Origin of the sequence: Lactobacillus sp. W8174 (assembly GCF_016100975.1) — a bacterium.
GTDB lineage: Bacteria > Bacillota > Bacilli > Lactobacillales > Lactobacillaceae > Lactobacillus > Lactobacillus juensis.
In genome coordinates this window covers 244,555-263,715 of record NZ_JACFRN010000002.1, presented here as the reverse complement: position 1 = coordinate 263,715, position 19,161 = coordinate 244,555, and the positions used below count along the sequence as shown (strand labels likewise).

The following is a 19,161-nucleotide window of genomic DNA, read 5'->3' as shown; positions in this document are numbered from 1 at the left end:
CTATTTATAACTTCTTAATTTTTATTACACCATATGGAAAAGCAGTTTTTGGCAAGCTAATAGTATTATTGGAAACAGAAACTGGCTTCCCCGTTTCTAAACTTAAAGCCGCATTAGATTTTACTGGTAAATCATTCAGTGAAATTTTATAATCAGCTTCATTACTGTTGTAAAATAAATAATAATCTGAGTTCTTCTTCGTCATAAAAATATTTTTATTGACATATTCTGGACAGCCACGTGTATCATAGACGGCTTCACCAAAAACTTTTAACCAATCCCCTAGCTTTTTCATTAATTTAAGGGCTGGTTGTGGTAATGTACCGTCTGGTTTAGGACCAACTCCTAAAATGACGTTGCCGCCTAGTGAGATAATTTTGATAATATTATTTAGTATTTCACTAAAACTTTTATACTGATCATTAGGTACATATCCCCAGTTTTTAGCCAAAGTTAAGTTAGACTCCCAAACCTTTTGTGGGGGTATGATAGGTATTTGTTGCTCTGGCGTAACATAATTTTCGTACTTTCCGCCGATTGTGCGGTCAACAATCAGGGTATCAGCTTTAATTTGCCAGATTTTTCTGGCAATTTGCTCCATAGGCAAGAATTCATGGTGACCTCCATTAACCCAGCCAGCATCAAGCCATAATATGTCAATCGGTCCATAATTTTGGCAAATTTCAACTAACTGATTTTCAACAAACTTTTGGAATTTTTGCCATAACTCAGGCTTTTGGGCAGGATCATAGCTTGCATATCTTCCTCGAGGATCAGAGCCTGGTTCCCAATAAAAAGGACAATGCCAGTCAGCCTTTGAATAATAAGCGCCGGTAGCAATTCCCTCTTTGCGAAAAGCCTCATTAACATATTTTAAGATGTCAGCTAATGGATTATTATGAAAAGCAGAATCTTTACTGGTAATCTTATAGTCACTATATTTGGTATCGTACATGTTGAACCCATCATGGTGCTTTGTGGTAAAAATCATATACTTAAAGCCAGCGTATTTTGCTGCTTTTGCCCAACTTTCTGGATCAAAATTTACTGGATTAAACTCTTGATTTAATGCCCAATAATCATGTCTTAATTCTTTTAAGTCCTTGCGAAAGGCACCATGCTTACGAGCCCAATCATCCTCTTTTGATAATTGCCATGATTCAACAATACCTGCTTGCGCATATAGGCCCCAATGAAAAATAATACCCAGTTTTTGGTTTTGAAACCATTCTAATTTATTTTGAATTGCTTGCGGTAAATCTTGATAGCTTTCCTGCTGCGTTTTCTTATTCTGAACTATATCTTGTCTCTTCTTATTCTTTTCATTCATCTTGCAACTCCTTTTGCCAAAATATCTTGTCTTGAATAAAAACTTGCTTTTCTACTTTTTGATGATCAAGCAGCTTTAATACTGTTTCTGCCACTTTTTCCGCTACTTTCTCAACTGGTTGCTTTATTAAAGTAACTGGTAATTTCATATTTTGTAATAAATGGGAATAGCCAAATCCAGCCACAGCAATATCTGTTCCTACCTTTTTACCACAATCACGAACTCCTTGAACGACTTGAATAGCATTAGTATAATTAGTGACAAAAATTGAGTCAAAACCTTTTTTATTCAATCCTGCAACTGCTTCGTAAGCTTCAGTCGTACCGTAGTCAACATAAATTACTTGATCAGGAGTGAGTGTTACTCCCATTGATTTGCATGCGACGTTGATACCAGCTAGCCGTTGTTGCAGCACATAGTCACTTTCAGTTGGAATCAAAAAAGCAGGTTTATTTCTTTTTTGCAGTATTTTAGTGACAACCTTTTGCGAAGCCATCATATCAGCACTCATAATTTCTGGCACTTTTTTATCTGGCAATGAAGCTTCAACTGAAACAACGGGTAATGGCAATTGCCCCACTTTTTGAAATGATTGCCACTTACTTTCTGCTTTCAAAACGATTAAAGCATCAACAGACCGCTCAATTAATTTTGCTAGTTTAAATTCAAAAGTTTTTTCATTATTACGATGACTGGTTAAAAGTAAAAAGTACCCGGCATGATCGAACAATTGCTCTAAAGCTGCTATTAATTGAGAACTGTAAAAGTTATCCATGTTATCTACCAATATCCCAATTGAAAAAGACTTGTTCATCTTAAGAGATTTAGCGGTTTGATTTGGTATATAGTGTAATTCCTTGATAGCCTGCTTTATTTTTTCTTCATTTTCTTTTTTTAAATGAACACCATTTAAATAGCGAGAGATAGACCCTACGGATACACCTGACTTATTAGCAATATCTTTAATTGTTGCCATTTTTCACCTCTATAGCATAATCTGAGATAAAGTTATATGCGGCACCATATAAATTCGCATTATTGTGGTACTGGCATTCTTTGACTTCAGGCATTATTTGGCTTACTTTATTTTTTACCAATTGTGCATATAAACGTTTAGATAATTCAGAACTAAAACCTTTATGAGCTGAAATACCACCTCCAATTATTAAAGCATCGAAATCAAAAGCGACTTCAATATTGTATAAGCCAACAGCCAAAAAACTGTAAACTTTATCAATCAGGTCTTGCGCTAATTTATCTCCTTGATCTGCTAACAGAAATAATTTTTCACCATCGATATTATCAACATGGGTTTGTTTTTCATATTCAGATGCGGCTTTAACAATTGTTGCCCGTGTGCTGAGAGTTCCTCCATCACTGGTTTGCATAAGGCCAAATTCTCCCCCAAATAAATGATTGCCTTTATACAATTTTCTATTAATGAAAATTGCTCCGCCGATACCTGTGCCAATTACAATGAAAGCTACATTCGTAAAATCTTTTCCGGCACCTATATTAATTTCACAAATACCAGCACAATTAGCATCATTTTCAATTGCGACAGGTAACGAGAATTCCTGCTGTAATTCTTTAAATATGGGTCTATCATGAATATAGGGCACTGCACTGATACCTTTAATAATTCCGTTCGGTTTATCCACAGCACCTGGTGCACTAATAGCTATCCCATCAAAAGCATGCTGATCAAGGAAGCGGTGCATTTGCAATTTCAAACCTGCAAAAGTCTTGGGTGTAGCAAACTTCTTCGTATCAGCTATTTTATTGTCATAAAAACTACCACACTTTATATTAGTTCCACCAATATCAAAAACTGCTAATTTCATATTTGTGCCCTCTTTTTTAATTCAGGCTTGCGCCATTACCTGCTATTACCTTTTTAAACCACCAATAGCTCTTCTTAGGAATACGCTTGAGGTCCAATGGTTCGGAATTAGTGCGATTAACATAAACCATACCATAACGCTTATCCATATCACCAGCAGAACTGGGAATATCAATTAACCCCCAGACTAAATAGCCTAGAACCTTGACACCATCATTATTTATTGCTTTTTTTAAAGCACGTAAATGTTCTTTGTGGTATTCAATTCTCTGATCATCCTGAATTTCTTTGCCATCATATTTTTCCCTTATTCCAATACCGTTTTCGATTGGAAACATAGGCACATGATACTGGTTATAGGTTTTAGTCAGAACATCCCTAAAACCATCAGGATCAATCGACCAGCCCCACTCATTTACAGGCAAAAATGGATTCTCTTTCCCACCAAATTTAAAGTAATAATTAGGCGCGATTTTTTCGGGAACAAGAGTGCTGCTAATTGTCGAGCTTTGATAATAACTGAATGCTATAAAATCACTCTTCATTTTACTGATTTCTGAAAGATCACCGGGTGTGACGCCAGTATGGATATTATTTTTTTGGACAAAATTAACTACTTCATTTGAATAATGTCCTAAAACAAAAGCATCAAGCAAGTTTTTGTTAAGAAATTCGTCTATTTGACGAGCATATAAAATATCTTTAGGCATTGATGAGACGGGATAAACTTCACTATATGCCAACATACCACCAATTTTATCATTCGTTTTTTCATGTAAGTAATTAGCAACTTGCGCGTGAGCCAGCATCAAATTGTGACTAATAATATACAAATCATCGATTGTTTCATCACCTTTTATTTTGCCGGCAATTTTTGCTGCTCCAGGCATAAAATAAAGATTTTGTTCATTAAATGTTAGCCAGTATTTTACCCTTTCACCAAAAATATCAATCATTTTTTTACCATAACGAACAAATGCATCAACTACATGTCTGCTACTAAAGCCATTATATTTTTGTGCCAAATTCAATGGCATATCAAAGTGGTAAAGACAAATCATAGGTTCGATATTTCTTGCAAGCAAGCTGTCAATTAAGTCTGAATAAAATTTAATTCCTTCAGGATTAAAATCACCGTCTCCTAGCGGATTAACTCTACTCCAAGAGATTTGAAAACGGTAGCAATTGATCCCTAGATTAGCATATAAATCCAGATCTTCTGGATAGCGGTGATATTCATCGATTGCTGTATCCCAAATTGAACTGCCATCTTGTGCTCTATAAGTATCATAAACTGACCTACCCTTGCCTCCTTCTTTGACAGCTCCTTCAGTTTGCATACTAGATGTAGAGTTGCCCCACAGAAAGTTTTTCGGGAAAACCTTTTTTACCATTTCCTAACCTCATTTCATCTCTTTGAAACGTTTCAATAATATTATATAAAAATGACTTTATTAAGTAAAGTACTTAACTAATTCACTGCAAAACCATATAAAAAACGACATCTGCAAAAGATGTCGTCTTATTTTGATATGTAAGTGCACTACTTATTTGCTGTAGCATAGTCTGAAATATTTAGAGTTTGCTGGAAACCATTAGCACTCGTAACAGTCAATACTGTATTATTGTTACTAAACTGAACGGCACTTTTATCAACGCCGTTGACAATGGCAACCAAATCAACTATTTGATTAGATTCATTGATAGTCAAATTTTTCAAATCATTAACTACTACCTTTTTGCCATTCAAGGCTGCTTTCGCATTATTTATTTGGTTTACTATATCACTAACTTGGGCTACTGTTGCAATAGCTGTATTAACTTGACTGCCACTTGAAATGGCTGAATCATAGGCATTACGCAGAGCTTTTGCAGAAAGTTTATATGAATCACTTGCTTTAACTGCTGCGTCTTGAGTTAACAAGTCTTGTAAAGCTTTTTTATCAGTTGAAGTAGCAGTAACAGTCTCACCTTTAGCTGTATCCGGTGTATTGACTGGCTTTAATTTAACACCACTAACTTTACTAATATCGTCTTGCTTAATATAACCGTTCTTGTCACTTTGTAATTTGTAGAACAATTCGGCCTTATTATCATCCTTTACCCAAATGTATCTTAATTCGGTAACCCGTGCTCTGTGGCCTTTCGCAAAAGTTTTGGTTGGTTGTACCACACCCTTGCCGTTATACACATTAGTAGTACGAGCTAAAGTAATTGTTGTGATATCCGTATCATCTTCTGGCTTAGAATTTGCCGGCTGCAATTGTTTACCAGAAACTATACCAACGTTATTTTTCTTAACCCATTGATCTTCACCAGGGAAGTTATCGTCTTTAATACGATAAAACAGTTTTTTGCCAATATACTTGAGTTGATCAACTGTGATTTTTTTATCTTTTCTAATTAAAGTTTTAGTCGAGTGACCATTACCATCATAGATATAGGCATTATGACTTAATGTGATTACTGTAGGATCATTCTGGTTGTCACTTGGTGAATTATCATCCTTATTTGGCTTTTTATTAACTGGTTTTAACTTAGCGCCTGTAGTTTTTCCCACGTTAGCTGCCTTAATAAACTGGTTGCTTTGACCACCGATTCTGTAAAACAACTTTTTACCGATATAAATAAGTTGGTCAACCGTAACTGTTTGGCCCTTTTTTATCTTCTTTTTCTCGGTTTTACCTTTTGCATCATAAATGTAGGCATTATGCTTTATATTAGCTTTCGTTGTAGCGGCAGGTTTTACAACCTTCTTACCATTAACATAGCCAACGTTGGCTGCCTTAACGTAGGCATTGCCACCCAAATTATAATATTCCTTATTTTTGATTGTAACTTTGCCATTATACGTTAAAGTGATGCCTTTACCAATTTTAGTATTCTTAGCACTACCCATATAGGTCTTCAATCTCTTGCCATTTTTGTCATAAACATAAGCATTATGACTCAACTTAATCGTATTTTGCTTTGAATTGTTGTTTTTCTTCGTAGCAACCCTGTCAGCAGCTTGAACAACAGTAAATTGACCTGCTCCTATTACAGGGCTAACACCAATTAACGCAGCAGCCGATATCATCATAAATTTATGACTAAATTTCATTTTACTTCTCTACCTCGTTATTTATAAAAATTGTATCAATATACAACATTGTATACTAAAAAATGATTGACATAAACAATGTAAAACATTGCTTACTTTTTCTTAATACTCTTGCATAAATGTAAAATAACCGCAAAATTTATTTCACTTATTTTACAAGTTGCAATTTTTAATTAACTCACAATTTTTGTTTACTACCTAATTTAAATATAAATTTAAGCCATTAAGCGCAACTACTTATTATATATTCATAAATACTATACTAAAATACTTTTATAATAGTTATCCCATTTTTGAAAAATGTTTTTTGTTATTTTTACTAAAAATATTAATATTAAGGTACTCTTTGTTATATTAATTTTTTTCTTGCCATTATTGCTTCAATTTGTTTTATTCTATATTTTATTAATTTTTTATAGTTTATTTTGTAAATTTTGTTATTTATAAAATAATACAAAATAAAATTCAAATATTGACATTTGATAAATTGTCAAGTAAATTTATAGTTGTATAGTATTTAAAATAAGAAAGGACATACAAATATGCTAGGAAAGAATAATAACAATGAACGGGTGAAAAAAATGGCAATGCAAGATAAGCAAGACCATTTCTCAATTCGCAAGTTGAGTATTGGTGCCGCTTCTGTATTGCTTGGCTTTACCTTTTTTGGTTTAAATAGCAAGACAGTTAAGGCTGATACTGTTATTCCAACTCAACAAACTGAAGAAAATACCAAAACTCAAGAGAATATTTCACCTCAAGATACTACCACTCCTCCTGGTAGTATTAGTGATGCTCAAAATTCAACTACTGCTGTTAAAGCAGAAAAAACCAACAAGCCAGAAGACGGACCAAATTTGGCCACATTTTCTGGCTTGAGTTCGTTTTTAAGAGCTACTAATAGTGATAACAAGCAAGGTGACTCTGCTAAATCAGACAAAACGGAAAATTCCACTGACAAAGCTGACAAAAATGATCAGCCAGATCCTGCCACTAATACTGAGCAAAATAGCAACCACAGTCAACAAGATCAACCTACTGACCAAAAACCTGGTGACACAACAGACAGTCCAAATACAGCTGATATAACAAATGAAGATCAGACTGATGCAGATCAAGACATTGATACTACTCCAATTAATACTATGGCGCAGGAAGACTCCAGTCCAACCAGAAGTGTAAGTACTTGGGAAGATTTTGTTACAGCCTATCAGAATATCAATGTAAGCGAGATTGATATTACAGCTGACATTCGCTCCAATAAGGGTAATGGACGTGACCCTTTAAACTTTCCAGGAAGGAAATTATTAATTAAGTCTGCTGGAGATGCTAAATATACTATAGATTTTAGAAGTATCCATCCCAAAATTAAGAATAATACCATTGGTGATATTACCTATGAAAATTTAACACTCATGAGTGCTGATTACTTTGGTGTAGTTAATACTCATGGGGGAAAGTCAGCAAGAGTAACTTTTAGGAATATTGATTTTAAAGGCTCACAATTATTATATACTGATAGTAACACCGACATTATTTTCGAAGGCACCATCAATGCAGAAACCGTTGAAATGCCCATGGAAACAGGCGGAGTAAATGATGGCAGTAAGCAGCAGTTGCTAGAATTTACTAAGGATAATAACAGCATTACTTTTAAAGCTGGCTGTAAGTTCACCGGTGCAACATTTGGCGGTACCCTAATTGAAATGAAAGGGAAAAACAATGTGCTTAATGTTGAAGATGGAGCCGATGTTACCCTTATTCCACTTAAGACATATAACGGGAAAAATGGTGCCAATAATGGTCAATACACAAGACCAATCAATGCAATCTATATTGAAGGCGACAGCCAGGTAAATGTTAACGGCACAGTAAACATTCGCATTGGTGAAAGTAGCGGACTTAAGTATGATGGTGTACAAAATGCTGGTCAGGCAAGAGCAATTTACCTAGAATCTAAAACATCAAAAGTTAACATTGGTAGAGGCGGCACTATTAACGTCAACACAAACGGCAATATTTCTACTAAAAATGGCCAGCACTTAATTTATGTAGGTGGTGATTTTACCATTCATTCAGGCGGCGCCTTAAAAATTACCGGTGAAAACATGGGGAATTACTCAGGTACGTTAGTACAGATTGACGGTAAAGCCAATGTCCAAAACGGTGGCTTTGAAATTCAACTGGTTGGTGATGCGGGTACTGGAGCAATTAAACTGGTTGATGTTGCAAAAACTGGTCAACTAATTGTTAATAACCCTACTTCTCTGGTTTTGGACGCTCATTTGAATACAAACGACGCAACCAGCGTTATAGGTGATAACAAAATCACAGTCACCAATGTGCGACAGTTATTAAACCTTAATGATATTTTAGGTCAAACAAATGGAAGTCAGAACAATTTAGTGTTACCCCCTTTTCACGTTCTACAGGTTGAAAAGGCTAATAAAACAATCGCTGTTAATAAACTGGAATTATTAAATGGCATGAGACAATTTGACCTTGAACAAGTTAAAAAGGACAACCCTAAACTTGGTGAAATCCTTAATAAGCTACAAAAAATTAGTAAACTCCTTGCAGATAACAATCATAAAACTTATGATGAGCTCTTTGATGCTGTCATTGAAGCGGCTTTTTCCAATAAGGATAATCCGGGCTACAATAACATCAGATTTATACCGGCTAACCCAAGTGGTTTCTTAGACATAGACCCGGCAAACGTTACAGTAACTGATCAAGAAGATGGTTCGAAAATCATCAAGGGGCAGGTATTAAACTATGTTCCTTCAAATGACGGTCCAGCTAGTGACGGCTTTTTCCAAAGTGTATTACCAGGTGGTACTGAGGCCTATGTTTTAGCCAGTTTCAAGGATAGTGGCGTTTACAAAAATGGTCAGGCTATTATTGATTCAGCAATACCTAACCCTTATGCAGACACTATTGACACATACCGCGGCGAAGCAAATGACTTGGCACTTTTACCGACTAAATTTGCCGCTCAAGTTGCTGCAGATGGCACTTTTACCATTACACTTCCTCCTGAAATTACCACCAAGATGGCTAAAGACGCTACCATTCAGCTAACTCCTCATGCGAACTTTATTGATTATAGTCCATTAGACATTGCTGATGGTATTCGCCCTACTATAGTTAGTCTGGGGATCAAGCCTTTTAGTGAAATACAACAAGAGGCTGCTCAGGCAATTAAAGATGCAATTAGCACAGCTAAAGCCAATAAGCCAAAAAGTTTAACTGAAGATCAGGAAAAAGCATTTACAGATGCAATGAATGAGGCTGCCAAGTATGCTGCCAATATTCGGGATGACAATTATGAGTCTGATAAATCAGTTTACGGAGTACAATCTTCCAAAACTGCGATCAGTGAAGTAAATACCAGGAAAAAGACGGCTTTAGACATAGTGGCAAAGGCTGTACAAGCAGCTAAAGGTCAAGCAGACTTTGAAAAAGCAAAATCTGATGCAATTACGAAGTTAACTCAACAGGCCAATGATCAAATTTCTAAGTTTCCTTCACAAGCACAAACAATAATTAATGCAAAAGATCAAGCCATAAGCAATGTACAAGCACCTGAAACAAATAACACTAATATTGAACAAGTTGTCAATGATGGTATTACTGCTATTAACCAGGCGGGCAAAGATTATCGTGATAATGTTAAAACCGATATTAATCAATCTATTACAAAAGCCGAAAAGGCAATTGATGAAGTCGCTAAAGACGAAAATGTCAAATCGCCTGTTGACGAATTAATTACCGGCTTAAAAGACAGATTAAAAAGACCAAAAGAAATTGTCGCCACTGATGGTGATCTTGATCAAGACGATAATGAAAAAGCCATTGATAACCACCAAAAAGAAGCAAAGGATGCAATTCAAGGTGTACAAGATACTGTTGATGCTATCAAAGCTTTAGAAGAAGCTGCTAAAAAGCAAATAGCTCAACATGCAGATGATAAAGAGGACATCCAAGGTGCTTTAAATCAAGCTATCAAAGATATTATTAACAGCAGTAACCCTAAAGATGACGTTAACAAGGGCCTTGACAATATTAATGGTACACATGCCAACAAGGAAAGAGAAAAGGCAGCAAATGATATTAGTGAAGCTGCTGCTAAAGCGATAGAGCGGATTAAAAACTCTGGTTTATCTGAAAATGAGCAACAGCCATACCTTGATGAAGTAAAGCAAGTGGTTGCTGATGCGACAGCTACCACTGGTGATACCGGTAAATCTATATACGGCACTGATGACGATGAAATTATCAATAAGAGAAAATCTGCTGCTGAGAGTTTAATCAATAAAGCTGCTGCTAAGTCTGAAATTGTTGGTTATACCAAAGGCTATGAAAATATCTTAGGCAAAGTAGAAAAGGCCGAGACAGCTATGAAAGATGCATTAACTGCAATTGATAGAATTGAAGATAATGCTGATAGCAGCCAGAATATTACTCAAACTGTAAAAACGGCAAAGGATAATATTTTAAATGCATTTAAAGAAGGCGCTAAAGCTCAAGTTAAGGCTGATGCAGATACGGCTAAAGGTAATTTAGGAGTTGCCAAAGAAACTAACATTGATAGCGCAGTCACCAATGCTGGTAAAACGATTGATAGTCACAGTTCCGCTACTGACATCAAGCAAGACATTATTGACGGTAAAAAGAATGTTTTAGACGCGTATAAATCTGCTGCTAAGAATCAACTGGAAGCAGCCAAAAAAGCCGTTGTTGATAAAATTCAAAAGAACCCTAATTTAACGGCTAAAAATAAAGATGAAGCTGTAAACAAAGCTAATGACTTGCTTACTGGAGATCAGGGCTATAATGGCCGCATTGATAAGGGAGAAATTCTAGCAGATGTTGATGAATCTACTAAAGAAGGTACTGCTGCATTAAACGATTTACTTAATGAACAGAATCTCAAGGGTCAACGCAATCAGGCTATAACAGATATTCAGAATGCTAAAGACAAAGCCATCTCCACGATTACAAATGATAATAATCTGAGTGCTGAAGACAAGACCAAGTATCAAGATTTAATTAATGCTGCCGCTGATACTGGTATTGCTAATGTTACTCAAGATGATAATGAAACTGCAATTGAAACTGATAAAAACAATGCTATTAGTAATATCACAGACTATCTGGAGAATGCTGCTAATGCTGGTACAAACAATTTAGACCAACAACGCCAAGCAGCAATTACAGAAATTGAAAATGCAGCTAAAGCAGCTAAAAATAAAATTGATAGCTTTGACGATACTGATTTAAGTCCAGAAGCTAAACAACATTATAAAGAAGCTATTGATAAAGACTTTAATAATGCCAAAGCTTTAATTAATGCCGCTAAAGACATCGACGGTGTTAATTCCGCCAAGCAAGCTGCTAAAGACAGTATTAACAAGGATTTGGCTGCTGCACAATTGATAGTTGCAAAATCTCAGGCAAATAAGGCTTTGCAAGCTGAAAGAGAAAAAGACTTAGGTATTATCAACCAAGCTTTTGAAGACAACAAAATTGATGGCGACCAAAAAGATGCTCTAACTAATAAGATTAATGGTTTCTATGAAACAGCCGTAGGCAAAGTCTATAACGACTTCACCACCGAACAGGTAGTCAAAGATAGAGATGACGGTATCGATGCTATGGCCAGTGTTGCTGGAAGTATTGCCGACGAACAAGCAAAGTTCTTAGAACAACAAAAAGATGATGCTTTAACTAACGAAGATACTGGACTTAATGCCCTGGCAGAAAAAATTCGTGCAGCTATCGAAAAGGATCCTAACCTCTCTGGAAAAGAAAAGAATGGCTACTATGACGAAATTGATAATGCCTTAACAACAGCAAAAACTAATATTCAAAATGCTGATACTAAAGAAGAAATTGATTCTGCAGCTAATGCTGGTCGAGAAGCACTAAATAAGATTCGCGATAAAGCAGCATTACAGTCTAACAGAAACGCCGCTCTGAAAGAATTACTGGGTGTTTATAACGAAGTCAACGATAAAATTTCCGGCTTACAGAATGTCAACAGTACGACTAAAGAAGGCCTAATTAAACAGTTAACCAATTACTATGATGATGCAGTTGCCAAAGTAAAGAACGCTGCCATTGATCAAGTTGATACTGAGAAACAAGAAGGCATCGATAATATGCGTAAGGTAATCAGGGATGCCCAAAGCCTTGATACCAATATTAATATTGCCAAAGAAGATATCGATAATCATGCTAAGCAAGCAATTGATGAAATTAATCAGTCTTCAATGTCGGATGCTGACAAGACAGAGACTATCTCAAAAATCAATAATGAAAGAGATAAAGCTAAACAGAATATTGAGTCACAAAAGACTAATGAGGCAGTTGACAAGGCTAAAAAAGATGGTAGAGATGCTATTGATCAAGTCGTAGCAGATGCAACTACTGCCGATTTGGAAGATGCCAAAAATAACAGCGAAGATACTATCAACAGCGCTGCTCAAGAAGCAATTAACAGGCTAAATTCCTCCTATAATTCTCTGAGCGCTGAAGAAAAAGCAGACGCTAAATCACAATATGATAAGGCAATTACGGACATTAATCAGGCTGCTAATAGTGCCATCAGCAAATTACAAAACGTCAAAACCAAAGAGGATGTCAATAAAATCACTACCGATGCTATTACTGCAATCAATAAAGCTGAAGCTAGTGGCAACTTGGCAATTACCAAAGCCCAAGCAAGAAAAGCTATTAAGGATGTCGCAAGCGAAGTCAAGAGCAGTCTAAAAGATAAGGCAGATCAAGAAAGTGTTGACTCAATCGTTGGGACTGCTAATACAGCAATTAATGCCGCCCAAGATAGTGGCACAGTTTTGGGTATTCGGGATACTACTATTAAACAAATAAGGGCTATTAAGGCAACAGCAGAATCCAATGATGCTGACAAAATTAAAAAAGCTAAAGAAGAAGCTATCAATGCACTTACCGATGAACTTAACGGTAAGCATAAAGCAGATGGTTCCCTTGATCCTGATGCCCCCGGAATTTTAAATCAAATTGATCAAATCAAAGGTTTAAGCAAGGAAGAAAAGGACAAGTATCAGAGTCAGGCAACAAACGCATGGAAAGAAGCTGTTAACCAGGTTAACGGTCAGCAAAAGGTTACCGACATAGAATCTGCTACAATAACTGGAATAATTAACATTGATAAAGCTTTGAGCGATGCTCAATTGCAAGCCGCTAAAAATAATGCTAATAAATACCTAGATGATATTGCTAAAACAGCTGCAGATGAAATCAATAAAATAGACCAATCAGCTTTAAGTGATGAAGAAAAAGCGAAACAGATCGATTTAATTAATTCAAATAAAGATACAGCTAGCAAAAATATCAACAAGGCGCAAACTCCAGCTGATGTAGAACAAGCCAAACAGGCTGGCGAAGATGCGATTAAAGGCATTGTGCAAAATGCTAAAGATAATGCTACTTTATTGCAGGAACAAAATGCCGCATACAATGCACTGGTTGAGCAAGCTAAGAAACTGAACCAGCGCTTAAACGATGACCTGTTGCACAATAAACTTGATCAAAATCAGGTTGATGAGTTAAGCAATGCTATTAGCGCAGCTTTAGGCTCAGCTAAAACAAATATTTCTGCTGCTACTGATCAAGATAAAATCAATGCTGCTAGGAGTAAAGGTGAGTCTGCTCTTAACAACATTAGCAGTGACATTGATAAAGAAGAAGCCTTAACCAAAGCTCTAAATGATCTGCAAACTGCTGCCACTAACGCCAAGGCCAAAGCTGATGAAGCTGAAGACAGCGATGCTGCTAACCAAATGAAAACGCAAATAGATCAAGAGCAAAAGAAAGCTGCTGCAAAGATTAATGCCGCTAGAAATAATAAGCAAAACACTATTACGCAAATTCAAACAGCTGCAAATGATGGCATTGCCACAATTAACAAATTGGGTGAAGACTTTGATAAGAAAAATCAAATCGTTAAGGGTTTGAAAGAATATGCCACAAATGCCAAGAATGAGATTGATGGTTTAGGCTTAGCAGGCAGTGATGTCGCTACTGGTTATAAAGATATCGATCAGGCATTAAATGATGGCATTAGTTCAATTTATGGCGGTACAAGTGATAAGCTGTCGCAGTTAGAACAAGAAGCCAAAGCTAATATCGACCAGGCCAAGTTGCCTAGTCAATTAACTGCAGAAAAGAATAAGTTGATTAACAAGTTTAAGGACTATGTTAACAGTAAAGGAAAAATTGAAGATGTTGCAACCAACCTAGAGCAAAATCAAATTGATGCACTTCAAAAGCAACTTGACGAAGCCATCAAGAGAACCATTGATAAAATTGCAGGTGTTAAACTTGAAAATAATTACGAAGATGCACTAGCACAAGCTCAACATGCCGAGAAAGGAACTGCCACAGATGATTTCGGTGAAACAGAAGTCGACCGTATCTTCCAAGTTGCGCAGGAAAGTGCAGACATAGTTAAGGCTAAACAAGATGCAATCTCTCAGGTAGAACAAAAACAAAAAGAAGCTAATGATGCAATAGACAAATCAGGTTTATCGCCAGAGGATCAACAAAAGCAGAAAAAGCAAATTAAAACTATTGTTGACCAAGCGAGAACTGATATTAACTCCATTTCACAATCTGAAGAAAATGCTGAAGAAAAGATAAATAACAGTAAAGAGCAAGCTATTTCCGATATCAATGCTATTAAAGATCAAGCAGCCCTAGCTGGTAAAAAGACAAAAGCTGAAGGTATTCTAAAGGATAAACAAACTAAGGCTCATACCGTAATTGATCAATCTCAATTAACTGCCGAGCAGAAGAAGGCAGCTAAAGCTGCAATTGATGATGCTTATCAACAGAGTTTCCGGGATATAGAAAAGGCTACAGCGATTAGCGACATCCCAGATGAAGCAAATATTGGTCAAAATATTGATCGTCTTTTAACTAAACCTGAAACTGGTACTGAACCAGAATGGTTTGATCATGAACAAAAGAATGCCCTTGAAGGTGCTGAAGGCGTAGATGGCCTTAACAAAGCATACGGCAAATTAAAAGACAGACTGAAAGATAAACTGTCTCAGGAATTGATAGATCGTATTGACAAGCAAATAAAAGCCATTAACGATGCTACTGATATTCCAACTGCTAGTGCAGCTTATGATGAAGCAATGACTATCATCAACAAGGAAAATGCTAAAGCTGACATTGATGAAGAAGCTGATAAAGTTAATAAGGAAATTGATGGGAATGATAAACTATCTACTGAATCAAAAGACAGACTAAAAGAGCAAATCAAAGATGATAGCCAAAAAGCCAAGGATAAAATTGATGCAATCAATGCTCCTAAAGGTGATACATCTGGCAAGAAGGAGCAGATTGATAAAATCACAGAAACCGCTAAAGATGATATTAACAGCGCTGGTAATGCCGCTAAGGATGAATCCAACAATTCGCTTAAAGAAGAGGCAAATAATGAATTAGCAGATAAACACCAAAAAGCAGTCGATGAACTAAAAGACAAATTTGGTGAAAATGCCGATACCAGCAGCGTTGATAAAGCCTACAAAGAACATTCACGTGTCAATGGTAATTCACCTGAAGATATCGCAGCAGATAAGATAGCAGCTGAAAAAGAAATAGCCAAGGGTTCAGTAACTGATACTGCTACCAACGCTAAGAATCAAGTTGATAAATTAAAGCATCAAGATGGCAGCAATTATACTGATACTGAAAAACAAGTAATAAAAGATCGCATTGATCAGGAAGTAGCTAAAGCTAATACTGATAAAACCGGCACAATCGATCAAGCTCAAGACTCAAATGCGGTAGAAACTGCCAGAAAAGATGCAGTTGACAAGATAAGCAGTATAATTGTAGCCGATAGTAAAGAACTTGATGATGTTTTAAACAACAATAGAAAAGTACAAGAAGAAAGACTAAAAGCCGCCTATGATTCCGCTGTTAAAGCTCTTAAAGACAGGTTTAAGGATAAAGCAAACACTACCAGCATTGATAAAGCATACGAAAATGCTAAAGATGCCCTCAGTGATCCTGCCAACGCGGATAAACTTGCCGCAACAGAATTAGCAGGTGAAAAAGAAATAGCTGCTGGAGCACTGACAGAGGCTCAAAACGCTGCAACAAGTGAAATTCAGTCCTCAGACAAATATACTGAGCAGGAAAAAGAGACTGTTATTAAACAAATTTCTATTGATATGACAAAAGCAAAAGATGCTATCAATCAGCCTAAGGTTAATGACAGTAAGACAATTACCAAATTGCGTGATGATGCTATTAATCAGCTTTATCTCGATGCCACTGATCCTGAAATGATTGATCATATTCTTCATGACAATGACAACAGTCAAGATAATGACAATAATCATGGCAATGACAACAACCATGATAATGACAATAATCATGGCAATGATAACAACCATGGCAATGACATTAATACTGGTGGCGGTTCTACCTCTGCTCAAGTTACTCCTAACCCTGTTAATACTGGCGACAAAGAGGAGTCAAAACTTGATTTAAATCACAGCGAAGAATTAGCGTTAATGCATAATGCTTACTTATATGACGAAAGTGGCAAGCGTGCAAACAGGATTGTATTAGGCGCTGGCTCAATCATTACTTCATACGGTACAAAAGAAATTAACGGCAAAAATTATTACGTTCTAGTTGACAAAGGTAATAAGAACAAAGTTTACTATGTCGCTATTGGCAATGTCGTTTCAACCAGTCAGAAATTAAAGCATAATGCCTACGTTTACAATAAGCATGGCAAACGTGTTAAGAAAGCAGGTGTGTTAAGAAAAGGCAACAACATTAATACTTATGGTGATGCAGTAACCATTCGGGGCAAGAAGTACTTTATTATTGCTCAAAACCGTTTTGTTAAAGCTGCAAATATTGTAGTCCAAAAAGCTGCTGTTGCAGCTGTTACCGCAGCCCCGATCAACGAGCCAGTGACTGAAAAGCCACAACCGGTGGTCGAAAAAGCTATTATGCATAATTCATATTTGTATGATGAACAAGGAAAGCGTGCCAATAAGTTAGTCATTCTTGCTGGTTCAAGTATAAATACTGTTAACAAGAAATTGATTAATGGTAGGTCATTTTATGAACTGGAAGATGGTCTATTCATCGCTGCTGCTAATATCGATTCCAAAAAGATCAAATTAAAGCATAACGCTTATATCTATAGTCAGCATGGCAATCGGATTGGTAAAAAAGTTTTAAAGAAACGAAAAGCAGTTAAAACTTATGGCGATCCTGTCAAAATAAACAACAAGAAATATTATATTATTGCTAAAAATAAGTTTGTTAAAAAAGCTAATTTTAAATAATTAAGTTTAGTTTAACTAAATAGCTCCAGAAGTCTGAAACTCTGGAGCTATTTTTTGATTATGCTGTAAACAAAATAAGCTGGAATCATCTTCCAGCTTATTTTAATCTTATTTCCAGTTCGGATTATCAGACAGAGGCAATTTATGCCAATAATCGGGCTTATTTACCTGACGACCACGAGCAATCGCCATTTCATATTTGGCCACATCTTTGGTAATTGTTGAATCTGCTGCCACAAAGGCATGATCAGCAATATTAACGGGTGCAACTAAAGTAGCACCGGAGCCAATAAAAGCACGATCACCTACATTGCTATGATCTTTTTTGACACCATCATAATTAGCAAAAATAGTACCGCAACCAACATTGACATCTTTACCCAAAGTAGCATCCCCAACGTAAGTCAAATGACCTACTTTAGAATTCTCGCCAATTTCAGCATTTTTAATTTCTACGAAGTTACCAATATGGGCGCCTTTTCTAATGATTGCTTTTGGACGTAAATGGGAATTAGGACCAACGTCTGAAAAATCATCCATCTCAGCTTGTTCAACTGTTGAAGAAGTTACAGTAACATTGTTACCAACTTGGGAATCAATAATCCTGGAGCCAGAAGTTATTACACAGTCGCTCCCAATTTCAGTATTGCCTTTAATCACGACATTGCCTTCAATCAGGGTATCACAGCCAATTTTAACATCCGCATCAACATAAGCTGTATCGGGATCAATGAAAGTTACACCATTTGCCATATGCTTTTTATTGATCCTTTTTTGCATAATTTTGGTGGCCTGAGCCAAAGCAGAGCGGTCGTTAACCCCCAAGCTTTCGCTGAAGTCCGGCATTTTATATGCACCAATTCTTTGCCCTTCGTTACGCAAAATTTCCAGAACGTCAGTTAAATAATATTCTCCTTGCGCATTGTGATTATCAACCTTTTTTAATGCACTAAATAACAACTGATTGTCAAAACAAAAAACACCGGTGTTGATTTCGTCGATTTTTAATTCACTTGGTGTGCCGTCTTTTTGTTCAACAATTCTTAAAACATTATCTTGATCGTCTCGAATAATGCGACCATAACCATAAGGATTTGGAGCTTGGGCTGTCAAAACAGTAGCCGCATTGCCTTTGCTTTGGTGGTAATCAAATAATTTTTGAAAAGTTTGGCTTGTAAATAATGGCGTATCACCTGTAATTACTAAAGTAGCGCCCTTTTCTGCTGCTAGCTCATCTGCAGCAGTTAAAACGGCATCACCTGTACCAAGTTGCTTTTTTTGTAAAACAAACTCAGACTTATCGGCAAGAACTTTTTTAACTTCTTCTGCACCATTACCCACAATTGTAACTATTTTGTCTGGCTTTATTGCTTGCGCTGCTTCAACAACGTATTCAACCATTGACTTGCCACATACTTGATGTAAGACCTTGTACAATTTTGATTTCATACGGGTCCCCTTGCCCGCTGCCAGAACAATTACAAACTTTTTCATTAATTTTAGCCTCTTT

The 19,161-nt window shown here is 36.3% G+C and carries 7 protein-coding genes; 1 reads left to right on the top strand and 6 read right to left on the bottom strand.

Annotated features, from left to right (window positions below; translation table 11 throughout):
* Positions 1-4 precede the first annotated feature (4 nt).
* The 5 genes from H3U49_RS04185 to H3U49_RS04165 form a co-directional block, all read right to left on the bottom strand.
* Positions 5-1,330, bottom strand: a complete 1,326-nt coding sequence (locus H3U49_RS04185; RefSeq protein ID WP_198179940.1) for an alpha-L-fucosidase — start codon at positions 1,328-1,330, stop codon at positions 5-7.
* Complete coding sequence (locus tag H3U49_RS04180; RefSeq protein WP_198179938.1) at positions 1,323-2,306, bottom strand: LacI family DNA-binding transcriptional regulator; 984 nt, start codon at positions 2,304-2,306, stop codon at positions 1,323-1,325. Before H3U49_RS04180 ends, H3U49_RS04185 begins: the two co-directional genes overlap by 8 nt.
* Positions 2,293-3,174, bottom strand: coding sequence for an ROK family protein (locus H3U49_RS04175; RefSeq protein ID WP_198179936.1), 882 nt, complete (start codon positions 3,172-3,174; stop codon positions 2,293-2,295). The genes H3U49_RS04180 and H3U49_RS04175 overlap by 14 nt, the downstream gene beginning before the upstream one ends.
* Positions 3,175-3,190: 16 nt before the next feature.
* Entirely contained in the window at positions 3,191-4,567 is a 1,377-nt protein-coding gene (locus H3U49_RS04170; protein ID WP_198179934.1) for a glycoside hydrolase family 1 protein, read from the bottom strand.
* A 149-nt stretch (positions 4,568-4,716) separates the two neighbouring features.
* Positions 4,717-6,276, bottom strand: a complete 1,560-nt coding sequence (locus tag H3U49_RS04165; RefSeq protein WP_198179932.1) for an SLAP domain-containing protein — start codon at positions 6,274-6,276, stop codon at positions 4,717-4,719.
* Positions 6,277-6,857: 581 nt separating this feature from the next.
* On the opposite strand from H3U49_RS04165, the gene H3U49_RS04160 reads away from it, so the two are divergent.
* On the top strand, positions 6,858-17,651 hold the full coding sequence (locus H3U49_RS04160) for an SLAP domain-containing protein (protein ID WP_232347789.1): 10,794 nt from the start codon (positions 6,858-6,860) through the stop codon (positions 17,649-17,651).
* A gap of 108 nt (positions 17,652-17,759) precedes the next feature.
* On the opposite strand, the gene glmU is transcribed toward H3U49_RS04160, so the two are convergent.
* Positions 17,760-19,145, bottom strand: a complete 1,386-nt coding sequence (gene glmU / locus H3U49_RS04155; protein WP_198179928.1) for a bifunctional UDP-N-acetylglucosamine diphosphorylase/glucosamine-1-phosphate N-acetyltransferase GlmU — start codon at positions 19,143-19,145, stop codon at positions 17,760-17,762.
* Positions 19,146-19,161: the final 16 nt, after the last annotated feature.